This window comes from Photobacterium sp. OFAV2-7 (assembly GCF_022347985.1).
GTDB lineage: Bacteria > Pseudomonadota > Gammaproteobacteria > Enterobacterales > Vibrionaceae > Photobacterium.
Window position 1 is genome coordinate 1 of sequence record NZ_JAKRFQ010000074.1, and the last position, 10,655, is coordinate 10,655.

10 protein-coding genes and 1 pseudogene are annotated in these 10,655 nt (G+C 45.5%); 2 read left to right on the forward strand and 9 right to left on the reverse strand.

The genetic code is table 11. From position 1 onward, the window contains the following. Positions 1-71: 71 nt before the first annotated feature. The 5 genes from MHN01_RS07050 to MHN01_RS07070 form a co-directional block, all read right to left on the reverse strand. Positions 72-1,562, reverse strand: a complete 1,491-nt coding sequence (locus MHN01_RS07050; protein WP_239410671.1) for an LruC domain-containing protein — start codon at positions 1,560-1,562, stop codon at positions 72-74. Beyond that, on the reverse strand, positions 1,559-1,927 hold the full coding sequence (locus MHN01_RS07055) for a hypothetical protein (protein WP_239410672.1): 369 nt from the start codon (positions 1,925-1,927) through the stop codon (positions 1,559-1,561). Before MHN01_RS07055 ends, MHN01_RS07050 begins: the two co-directional genes overlap by 4 nt. Before the next feature lie 264 nt (positions 1,928-2,191). Beyond that, entirely contained in the window at positions 2,192-3,526 is a 1,335-nt protein-coding gene (gene astB / locus MHN01_RS07060; RefSeq protein WP_239410673.1) for an N-succinylarginine dihydrolase, read from the reverse strand. Positions 3,527-3,902: 376 nt separating this feature from the next. Continuing rightward, positions 3,903-4,289 carry a hypothetical protein gene (locus tag MHN01_RS07065; protein WP_239410674.1) on the reverse strand — a complete coding sequence of 129 codons (387 nt, stop codon included), beginning with the start codon at positions 4,287-4,289 and terminating at the stop codon, positions 3,903-3,905. A gap of 217 nt (positions 4,290-4,506) precedes the next feature. Beyond that, entirely contained in the window at positions 4,507-5,430 is a 924-nt protein-coding gene (locus MHN01_RS07070) for a cation diffusion facilitator family transporter (RefSeq protein WP_239410675.1), read from the reverse strand. A gap of 885 nt (positions 5,431-6,315) precedes the next feature. Here MHN01_RS07070 and MHN01_RS07075 point away from each other — a divergent pair. Next, on the forward strand, positions 6,316-6,603 hold the full coding sequence (locus tag MHN01_RS07075; RefSeq protein ID WP_239410676.1) for a hypothetical protein: 288 nt from the start codon (positions 6,316-6,318) through the stop codon (positions 6,601-6,603). Positions 6,604-6,765: 162 nt separating this feature from the next. On the opposite strand, the gene MHN01_RS07080 is transcribed toward MHN01_RS07075, so the two are convergent. Beyond that, positions 6,766-7,101 (reverse strand): hypothetical protein, encoded by a 336-nt coding sequence (locus MHN01_RS07080; RefSeq protein WP_239410677.1) that lies wholly within the window; start codon positions 7,099-7,101, stop codon positions 6,766-6,768. A gap of 208 nt (positions 7,102-7,309) precedes the next feature. On the opposite strand from MHN01_RS07080, the gene MHN01_RS07085 reads away from it, so the two are divergent. Next, on the forward strand, positions 7,310-7,894 hold the full coding sequence (locus MHN01_RS07085) for an HD domain-containing protein (RefSeq protein WP_239410678.1): 585 nt from the start codon (positions 7,310-7,312) through the stop codon (positions 7,892-7,894). A gap of 72 nt (positions 7,895-7,966) precedes the next feature. On the opposite strand, the gene MHN01_RS07090 is transcribed toward MHN01_RS07085, so the two are convergent. The 3 genes and pseudogenes from MHN01_RS07090 to secF form a co-directional block, all read right to left on the reverse strand. Further along, positions 7,967-9,154, reverse strand: a complete 1,188-nt coding sequence (locus MHN01_RS07090) for a cystathionine beta-lyase (RefSeq protein WP_239410679.1) — start codon at positions 9,152-9,154, stop codon at positions 7,967-7,969. A 361-nt stretch (positions 9,155-9,515) separates the two neighbouring features. Next, positions 9,516-10,223, reverse strand: coding sequence for a hypothetical protein (locus MHN01_RS07095; protein WP_239410680.1), 708 nt, complete (start codon positions 10,221-10,223; stop codon positions 9,516-9,518). A 319-nt stretch (positions 10,224-10,542) separates the two neighbouring features. Next, positions 10,543-10,655 (reverse strand): annotated as a pseudogene (gene secF, locus MHN01_RS07100) (protein translocase subunit SecF); the annotation flags it as partial.

A 10,655-nucleotide genomic window follows, 5' to 3' on the forward strand; every position in this document is an offset into this window, starting at 1 on the left:
AAACAGGTCAAGCCTAGGTACCCCTAACAGGCAACAAAACGACCTCGAAAGGTCGCTAAGTTGTCTTAATATTAATCCCATTTCCAAAAAGCTTTCCCAATTCCTTTGATTTTTGTTTCTGACGGCTGAGTATACCAAGAGGTGTTCTCCGAACCTGAACTAGAGACATACCCCAAAAATGAGCTATACGCGTCACCAAGGTCAACATGTTCGAGGGGCGGCTCCCAGTCTTCCGGAATTATCACGACAAACGGGTAGCCCTGCTCATTTTTAAAGCCGCCAACGCCTTCTGCACTATTGACCGAACTTCCTAGCCGCGATGCAAACTCTGGCAGGTGAATTTCATAACCCGTATTGGTCACATGCAAATAGGGATCGTAGGGTGGGAGTGCAACATCCTCCAGGTCTAGGGGTGTATCAAAGTCAAACGAGACACTGAATTTCTGCCCCTGAATGAGTGAGACCTGAGCCTCTGTATTGGCAAACTCAAGCCCCGGTATCTGCATCAGGGACTTGGTTCCCTGAAGCAAGCGCTGATCAAAACTACCAGATTGGGAAATCGACTTCGGATACCCGTTCTCCTGCTCGCTAGAGCCCGCTTTGAACAAGTTTAGCGTGCCACTTCCCGAAGCATCATCTGGCAAGCCTATGTGTAAATACCAATCATGGGTAAAACCTGAGCCACGTGCGATGATATAACCATATATCAGCAGAGAGCTGACTTTATCATCTTCCATGCCAAGGCCGACTCGATAACCGACAACCAGATCATTGAAGTCATAGTCGCTCTTAGCCGGGTAATTGTCCTCATAGGCGGCAATATAGTACTCAACAGCTGAAGGATAATAGACCCAAGAGTCAACCGGGTTCAAAACCTGCCCCTGAGTGATGACCAATGGTGCCTCATTTTGACCCGGTGCCAGCCCTGCCAAGTACGTGGAGTCTTCCGAACTGACAAGTGCAAGGTCTTCAAAACCTGCCGTGTAATCATAAAACGCTTCGGGATCTCCCAAAGAGGTATTTGTCTCCAGCAGGGTGACGTCTAATATTGCCGAAGTCGCATTATCCAAAGCCATATCTACCGGCATAGTGATCAGCGCATCATACGAGCTCCCGTTCAACTCACTACTACTGCTCGGCGTGATTAATGACGAGCCAGTCTGGCCTATCAGGGTATAATAAAGCTTCCGTTCAGTAGTACCGACTTTGGCCAGCATAGACTCCGTTGGGGTCGAGTAATTACTAAAAGAGATACTATTTCCATCGATAACAACAGTGAGCACTGCTGATTCAATTGCCACCCCCTGGCAAGACGCCTTCTCCGACCCGTTGGCTGCTTCATTGACATCAACGGCAAAAACCAATGAACCACCGTGCTCAGTTCTCATTTCCTCCAAATCTGCAGCTGACAAATTGTTCTTTTGCTGTTTGGCACGAAATAGATCAATACTCCCGCTTCCTTGCTTGATCGTATCTTTCAACTGAACAGATACTGTTGCTGCTTTTGCCTGTGGTATTGCCAACATTGCGGCCAACAAGATTCCCCTGAAATATCGGCTCATAGCTGCCTCTCCCTTGAAATACTATTGTCGCCATCTAAATCGCTAAATAGATCAAACTTTACAACCCTCTCACTATTTGGCAGTGAAAGCGGAAGCGAAACAGGTTTCTGCTTATTTATCTGCCCTAGAAAAAGTACATTACCTGAAGATGAATAGACTTTAAGAAACACCCTATTTCCCGCTAGTGCGAATTGGCTAGGATCCAGCTCAAACGCACTGATCCGGTATTGCTCAAACCGTGCATTAGGCGGTGCATTATTATCACTAAGACGGGTACTTTCTGTTAAGCCAGATATCGACGGTGAAGATTCCGAACCACAGCCAGTCAAGATGATGCCAAGAGTTGCCACAAGCGCTTTTTTCATTCCCTACCTCCAAATTCACAATCAGGAACAGGGAATCAGAACTCGTGCCAATCTATATTTACATTAAAATCAACACCTTGAGATAATCATTGTATCGAAATTGCAATACACGATTGATTTTGCGATAAAAATAGCAGCCTGACATATCTCGTAATTGAGATATTGCTATTGTTATCAGATAGTAAGACATCAATGTCTTGGCAATAGAGACACCGATATAGGTTAAGTCTAAGCGGTACAGGTGTACCGCTTATTTGGGATGGATTATCGCTGAAATGGATAAACGGCACCGAGCGAGAGGATTTGTGTCAGCTCATCTAGTGCGGTGCGGGATTCATCAAGTAGTTGCGGATCAGCGAGATCTGCTTCAACCAGGCTATCGCGGTAATGCGTCTCTACCCACTGATTGAGACGATTGAACAAGGTCTCATTCATCAAGGTGGAGGGATTCACCGCCTGTTGTTCCTGTTCATTCAGCACAACACGCAAGCGCAGACATGCTGGGCCGCCACCGTTGGCCATACTTTGTTTCAAATCGAAAATCTGAACCCTGTCGATACCGCGTTTTTCCGCCAGCATCTGCTCTATATACGCCCAGACATTGGGGTTATTGCGACACTCTTCAGGGAGCACCAGCAAGGTTTCGCCTGAGGGCAAGGCAAGTAACTGCGAATTAAACAGATAGCTGGTTACGGCATCATCAACCGATACGGCACTGGTCGGCACTTCAATGATATTGAAGTTGCCTGACATTTTCTGGGTAAGCTCGTCATAAACCGCTTGCTGATTCAAAAAAGCCTGCTCATGGCAGAACAAAATATCCTTGTTGCCTACCGCAATCACATCGTTATGAAAGACACCCTGATCAATCACTGCTGGATTTTGCTGGGCAATCACCACGTCATCATTCTCAAGCTGATGCAGTCGTGCTACCGCCTCGCAGGCTTCAAAAGTGTGCCGGGCCGGGAACTTCACCGGTGCTGGGTGGCGGCTATCAAAGGCGTGGCGACCATATACGAAAAACTCAATGCCTCGTTCATTATATTGATGGCAAAAGCGAGTATGGTTCGCTGCACCTTCATCGCCAAAATGCTCGACTGCAGGCAAGGCAGAATGGTGAACAAAATGCTCTGGCGAAGAAAAAGTTGCTTTCAGGATCCGACCTGTCACCTCGTGTTCAATCGAGCGGTGAAACTTATTGGTTAAGTTGGCTGGCGTAAAATGAATCTTACCGTCTGCCGTATCTGCCGATGGCGATACCGTTGCGGCATTGGCCGTCCACATACTTGAAGCCGAACAACAGGCAGCTAGCACCTTCGGTGCCTGTTTCGCCGCCTGCTCAATCACCGCTTTATCACTACCGGTAAAGCCAACCTGACGCAGGGTCTTTACATCCGGGCGTTCCTGCGGTGCCAGCACACCTTGAATCATCCCCATGTCAGACAGGGCTTTCATTTTTGCCAGCCCCTGTTTTGCGGCCTGCTTGGGGTTCGACGGTGCAGCCTGGTTTTTAGCCGAAGCGACATTACCAAACGACAACCCGCTGTAGTTATGGGTTGGCCCTACCAACCCATCGAAATTTGCTTCAAGTGCTTTCATAGACATTCCATGTTTGTGTACCACCCCTTAAAGATAACAAAGCATTTACAATCACAACAAGTGTGGTACAAATCGCTAGCTGTTATAGAATCATTAGATATAAACACCAAAACTGAGCATGACTATTCAGTTCGCTTGGTTCCACAGCTTCAGCGTCGATATCCAGGCCACGACTACAAGTACCAGCACTCAGGCGGTTTAATCCTATTTGCCGCTTATTCTGGCCCTGTTAAGCCACGGTAAGCCAAACTCAAAGTACATAATTACTCAGGCCATAAACTGAAAAAGTCAGCCAATAAATAGCTGACTTTTTTTCATTCTGTGTGCCAGATCAGGCTTCTTGGTCATAAATCAGCCTTTTCTTGATTGATAAAAGCTACATATCCCACTCAACAATATGTCCTTCATCATAAACCCCATCGCTATAGGCCGGTGTAAAGTTAATGAAAATGTTGTTTTTAGCGATTGGAACCTGCTCGGCTATGGTATGGGCAATCAGTTCAAGCATCGAGGCTATCTGCTTTTCAGTGTTAAAGTTAGGCGCAATCAGATCAATAAGTAGAGGGTGTGTATTAATCGGCTGGTTGGCTGCAACTTTCCCATGGTGGGAATAGTGTGATTGGGCAAGGTACTCCCAAGTCACCATGATATGCTGCTGCTCAATGTTAGCTGCATCAGAAATTGCCTGGGACAGCGCACTAATAACCTGTGGCACAGGGACTTCATGATCAAACGGCAATGATTTGATTCTTACTAATGGCATAACCTACCCTCATCGAAACCGACATCCTCCCCCGAACCGCTCAGGTGAGACATTGATAAGTAACTAAGTTAAAAGCCTAGTGAAGGTCAGCGTTAAGACGCTATCTCAAAGTTGAGACAACCATAAAAAAATACTACTGGCCCAATAAAAAAACACCTGCTCGTTGCAGGTGTTTATCTCTGTCATACCTTCGCTCCTCTAGGCGGGTGCTGCCGGTTTAATCACATTGCTTGTCTTCACAGCAGGGATTAATCACCCGCTCAGCACATGTATAAGGCTCGATATGAATAATCACATCAACAACCTCATCGATTTGCTTGAGAATATGTGACTTGAAGTTCTCGCTAATCGTGTGGGCATGATCAACACTCATGGATGGCTCCACCAACAAGTGAAAATCCAGCAGAATCGTACTTCCCGTGCGACGGCTTCGAATTGCATGCACTTCACGGATATCGGGATCAGACTCGGCATAGCTCTGAATCTTATCTTCTATCTCACTATCGGCTTCGGCCTCTGTCAGTTCCAGCAAAGCAGGCCAAAGTATCTCAAAGGCAGCTTTCAAGATCATCGCAGTCACAATCAGTGCCGCCACCTGATCGAGATAATGCAGATCCGGGAAAAAGAGATTAGCAATTACAGCTACAGCAACCGGCAGCGAACTGAGCGCATCGGAGCGATGGTGCCATGCATTGGCGTGCAAGGCCCGGCTATTGATTCTTTTGGCCTGGGTAACTGTCCAGCGATACAGAGCTTCTTTAACCAAGATGGAAGCCAACGCGGCAACAAATGCCAGCATTCCCGGCTTGGTGGTTGAATCATGGCCCAATGAGCTAATCGAATCCCAGCCTATTCCCAGGCCGACAAAAGCCAGCAGCACACCAATAAAAATATTTGTTAGCGTTTCAAAGCGGCCATGTCCATACGGATGGCCTTTATCCGCCGGAGCCGTCCAGTAGCGGGAGCCAATAAGGATAGCCGTGTCGGTAACCAGATCCGAAAAACTATGGACGCCATCCGCCACCAGCGCCTGGCTACCTGTTATCTTACCCACTGTTATTTTCAATACGGCCAAACCGACGTTAGCGATCGAGCCAACCCATGTGGCCTTCTGAATAACTTTTACCGGGGTCTCTGACATGACTTTATCTCGTTATGGAACAGCCAATTATGATACCTGAATTCTGATCGAATCATGAACAATATTGGCAGCTGGCATCAAGACATTGGCTTTTTGTACGCAACCCAGTCCTTATCAGCATTTTATTCTGTCAATTACACTTAACTAAATGTAACCGGCACTACCTTCATCTAAGTCCTTCCAGCCGTTCGGCTAATCTGGTGATTTTCTTGTCTGATAGCGCTAATTCAATGAGTTTCAGCTATGTGTAAATCATTGGTCACTGCAATTACTGGTTTATATTTAATTGGTTGCACAACCACATCAACTGTCCCTGCTTCCGACGACGCTTCAGCACGGCAGTTTCGTCAACAGCATATGGAGTTATATCGGACGATGGATATGATGCCTCGGCCTCAGCCAATTATTATTTTAAGACCGAATAAAGCGTAAGAAATAGTCGAATAATTGACGCTATTATATTCAGCGTCAAATTTTCCACCAATTACTGCTAATTCACTTTTATATTTTATTAGTGACAAATTATCTCCTAATATAAATGGCAACAAATTGCATACCTAAACCAATAAGCACTTAGTTTAATAGAGGGCAAGATTAATATCTAAAAGCGATTTTTTGATATTAATAAATATATTTAAATGATAGATCTTAATACTTAATAACAATTTATCTATATTGCTATTTGGTATATTTGTGTATTGTTTTATTTGTGGTTCGTCACTGAAGATAGGAAATGGAATATTTGTGCTTAGTCGTTTTCATTTAAAACACTACAAAGATCACATAACTTGAATAAAGCTACTGAATTCAAATTGAAAAATCCTGTCTTCCTCCCATAATAGACACATCAATACAAAGATATTGATATTGACAAAAAGGACTTTTATGAGACATATCGCCGATTTTATCGAGCAACTTGAAAGGGGCGATGACCCTTTCAATATCTGGGTATATTCCAGTAAAGGTCATTATAGTCAGTTTGGCAATCAAGGTAATAAGCAACATAAACCAAACCTCTACAAAGCACTAGATCAGCATCTTCAAATCGTTGTTGAAATGAATAATGATGCAAATGATGATGCATACTTGTTGCTTCCAGAGGTTCATGCGGTTGTTCCTGTCGCATTCCGTGAAGGCCAAGTACACTCACTGACAAGACCTACTGCTGCGTAAGCATCAGTTGCATAATATAAATGTCGGTATCAACAATGATTAAGAAAAAAATCAGGCTAGGTTTATTTCTTCATTTCCGATAGTAATATTGAGCAGAATAAAAACAGACCCTCGGGTCTGTTTTTTTCTTTATAGTTAGCTAAGAATAGTCGCTGCCCCAAATTAGTAAGTACTCTGTATCGTTCCCCCTGAGATCTTCGACGTTGGCATTATTCTTCGAACACCGTCCTTGCAAGCCGCATTGCCATCATCCCAACCTTCGTTAAACCGCGTATCACTGTTATCTAACGTAATGTCTTTCAGGTAATCCATGTCAGGCTGCCCTTTTAAATTTAATGCACTCTCACAGCCTTGGTTATAACCGTAATGATAAATGCTGTCATACTCAACATTACTTACATACTCATCAGGAAAAAGCTGATAATTCTCAATCTCCGAGCTACTACACCCCATTACGCCAAGTGCCACTATTGCGATTACCGTCAGTTTATAGTTCATGGTGATTCTGGCTCCTTAAATCTGCCTAATGCAAAAACAACCTCAAGATGCTTGTTTCACTTTGAATCCTGCATATTGAGATAGTTTGGGTATAACATTAGTCTAGACAAAGACTTGAGCTCGTATGGAATCATTTAAGGTTATCGCTGTGACTGAACTGCAACTCGAACAATTCGAACACTAACTAAAAGACTATGTTGTACAACAAATGACCACAGATCCAGCCCATGATCTCAGCCATATTGAACGTGTTGTTACGGCGGCGAAGTCTTTTGCCATTACCGAAAACGCCAAGCCGGAAGTGGTTATCCCGGCAGCCTGGCTTCATGATTGTGTATCTCTGCCCAAAAACCACCCAGAGCGCCGCAACAGCTCTAAGCTTGCCGGCGTTGAAGCAATCAGAGTCTTGGCCGAGATAAACTATCCAGCTATATTTTTTGATGAAATCAAACATGCCATTGAAGCCCATAGCTACAGTGCCAATATCGCCCCCCAAACAGTGGAGGCCGCGATCGTCCAGGATGCCGACCGCATAGATGCCCTCGGTGCCATTGGCATCGCTCGCTGTATCCAGGTTAGCAGCTCATTCAATGCCCGCCTTTACTCCGATGACGACCCGTTTTGCCAGCAGCGCGAGTACAACGACCGGGCATTCTGTGTCGACCATTTCTATAACAAGCTATTCAAGCTGGAAAATACAATGAACACGGAAGCAGGAAGAAGAGAAGCGCACAAACGAACGGTTTACATGAAAGGGTTTTTAGCCCAGCTTCAAGATGAAATCGAACAATAAAAAGCCCCTTACCTAAACGCAAACAGGCCGCAAAAGCGGCCTGTTTGATATACCTAAGTTACCCGATCAGAATTAGCTGTTCAGCACAGCATTGAAACGCTCAAACCCTTTTTCCAAGTCACGAATTAGATCGTCACAGTCTTCCAGGCCGATATGCAGGCGTAACATTGGTCCGGCAAAGTCTTTTTTCTTGGCGGTACGAATCGAGTTGATATTCTCATTGGCCAAAATCAGGCTTTCAAAACCGCCCCAGGAGTACCCCATGCTAAAGTGCTCCATCCCGTCCAGCAGTGCTGTTAGCGCCTCGGTATTTCCGCGGTTCAGCACCAGCGAAAAGAGCCCGTTACAACCTTTGAAGTCACGTTGGTAGAATTCGTGCCCTTCACAGCTTTCCAAGGCAGGGTGGCGAACATGATCGACTTCTTCACGCTCTGCCAACCATTTGGCAATTTTCAGGCTATTCTGCTCATGCTGTTTCAGGCGGACACCTAACGTACGCAATCCGCGCATTGCAAGGTAGACATCATCAGGAGACGTACACTGGCCCATCAGATAGCTATTCTCACGTAACTGATCCCAGCAGCGTTCATTAGCCGTAGCCGTACCGAGCATGACATCAGAGTGGCCGACAATGTACTTAGTTGCGGCCTGAATCGAAATATCAACACCGTGCTCAAACGGCTGGAAGTTAATAGGAGAGGCCCAGGTATTATCCAACATCACGACAAGATCATGCTCATGGGCGATGCGTGCCAAAGTCGGCACATCCTGTACTTCCATGGTGATTGAGCACGGAGACTCAAGAAATAGCACAGTGGTATTAGGGCGGATCAGATCTCGGATCCCCTCACCAATCATCGGATCATAATAGGTTGTCTCAACACCCATTTTATCCAGTATCTTATCGCAGAAATCTCGGGTTGGCTCATACACCCCATCGACCATCAGGATATGGTCGCCCGCTTTAACAAAGGACAAGATTGCATTTGATATTGCTGCGGTACCACATGGATACAGTGCACAACCTACCCCGCCCTCCAACTCGACCATGGCATCTTGAAAGGCAAAGTGGGTATTGGTTCCACGGCGACCGTAAAACAGCTCTTTATTGGCCCTGTTTGCCGTTGCATGCTTCATCTCTGCAACAGAATCGAAAACAATGGTCGAAGCTCGGCTCACTGGCGGGTTAACCAAATGCTGGGTCCACTTCTTGGTGCGCCCAGCAGTCACAATTTTAGTATCTAACTCTTTCTTTCCCATGATCTACCCAAATTTCCTTTTCAAAAGCATACTATACCCAAACTACCTCAAGATGCTCGTTTCAGCGAGAATTACTTGGCTACTAGGCTAGGCACCGATTTGAAAATCTAGTGGCTCTAAATTAATAATCGGTAACAACGCGTAGAAGCCCTTATCTATTTAAGAGAACTGGAACTCGCCCTTTGGGAGTGAGCCAGCGAGCCCATTTCTGTGTCAAATAACGTTGAAAGGGGCTACCATTACTACCGTTATTTTCCTTGAACTGAACCCGCTGGTCTCACTCTGAACCCTGCATCTTGAGGTAGCTTGGGTATATGAAATTAACACAATTGATGAAGGCTTGGGTAGCCGTCGGTTTTCTTTACCTTGCCGCCGCATAACGGGGAACGACACCCATTTCACGCGTATGGGTCTGCGGGTGCTCTGCTGCAATAAACTCAACAGTGCGGGGATCAATCATTTCCAGGTGAGCACGATAGTTCAGGCACGCGCGCATAATCTCTACGTTGTTGGCAACTTTGGCGGTCAATACCGTTAGCAAAATCGCTTTGTAGGCAAAGTGACGGTGTAGGTCGATGGCAACATCCACCGAGCAAGGTTTGCCCCCGGTGGGACGCAACACCTGTAGGGCCTGCTTTTTCGGATAAAGCTGGAAAACATTATGGTTGATGTTTTTAGCTCGCTTGATCATATTGCGAATTTCACAGCGTGACACGGGGCTATAACAACCATGGCACTCATCACCAGCTGCACTCTTCAGGTACTCATGATGCAATGGTGAAACTTCACCATCCTGGCTTGGCAAGCTAAGGAAAATGATATCTTCATAATCATCACCCAGGGTCTGGAAAATACCCCGAGTCTGGGCGACGAAGCCTTTGCCCAACAGACAGTTGATGGCTTTGAGCCCGGACAGGTACTGGGCCAGTATAGACAGCATTACGGCCTGCATATTCTCGTGATTCTGTACTGCTGATACCTGGTCTGCTTCAGGTGACAACAGCTCATGCAATTGCGTTTCTACAAATTGAACAATCTGATGGTTTAGCTTCATTTCTGTATCATACATAATGTCGCCCTTGTCATTTATCAGTGTATTAAGTAGGACTCTTCATGCTCACTATTGATAAATGCAATATTAATACCGGTTAATATCTACCTTTATCACTGCCATTTTGAGAATATCTGTGACACAAACCTCACTTTGCAAACAAATATTAAAATTATTATCGACAAGTTATTCGCATTTTGCCTGCATAAAAATGAAAAAAAGACAAATTTATTCAAAGCGTCTCTACTTTAAAACACTTTGATGACCAGAAAACTAGACAAGGCCGCGTGTTGCGGCCTTGGTGTATCGTGAGCCATAAAGGCTATTACCAAACCTGTTACGGCTCATCCGTCAGTGGCTTAGGCATGTAGTGCTCGGTACGCAAACCAAACAGTTCCGGTAGTGAGGTACCGACCGAAATCGATGACCAGGTACCGGTAATTATTCCGA

Excerpts from the sequence above, each read along its gene's own strand:
- MHN01_RS07050 (WP_239410671.1), bottom strand. The coding sequence starts at position 1,562 with ATGAGCCGATATTTCAGGGGAATCTTGTTGGCCGCAATGTTGGCAATA.
- MHN01_RS07055 (WP_239410672.1), bottom strand. The coding sequence starts at position 1,927 with ATGAAAAAAGCGCTTGTGGCAACTCTTGGCATCATCTTGACTGGCTGT.
- astB (WP_239410673.1), bottom strand. The coding sequence starts at position 3,526 with ATGAAAGCACTTGAAGCAAATTTCGATGGGTTGGTAGGGCCAACCCAT.
- MHN01_RS07065 (WP_239410674.1), bottom strand. The coding sequence starts at position 4,289 with ATGCCATTAGTAAGAATCAAATCATTGCCGTTTGATCATGAAGTCCCT.
- MHN01_RS07070 (WP_239410675.1), bottom strand. The coding sequence starts at position 5,430 with ATGTCAGAGACCCCGGTAAAAGTTATTCAGAAGGCCACATGGGTTGGC.
- MHN01_RS07075 (WP_239410676.1), top strand. The coding sequence starts at position 6,316 with ATGAGACATATCGCCGATTTTATCGAGCAACTTGAAAGGGGCGATGAC.
- MHN01_RS07080 (WP_239410677.1), bottom strand. The coding sequence starts at position 7,101 with ATGAACTATAAACTGACGGTAATCGCAATAGTGGCACTTGGCGTAATG.
- MHN01_RS07085 (WP_239410678.1), top strand. The coding sequence starts at position 7,310 with ATGACCACAGATCCAGCCCATGATCTCAGCCATATTGAACGTGTTGTT.
- MHN01_RS07090 (WP_239410679.1), bottom strand. The coding sequence starts at position 9,154 with ATGGGAAAGAAAGAGTTAGATACTAAAATTGTGACTGCTGGGCGCACC.
- MHN01_RS07095 (WP_239410680.1), bottom strand. The coding sequence starts at position 10,223 with ATGTATGATACAGAAATGAAGCTAAACCATCAGATTGTTCAATTTGTA.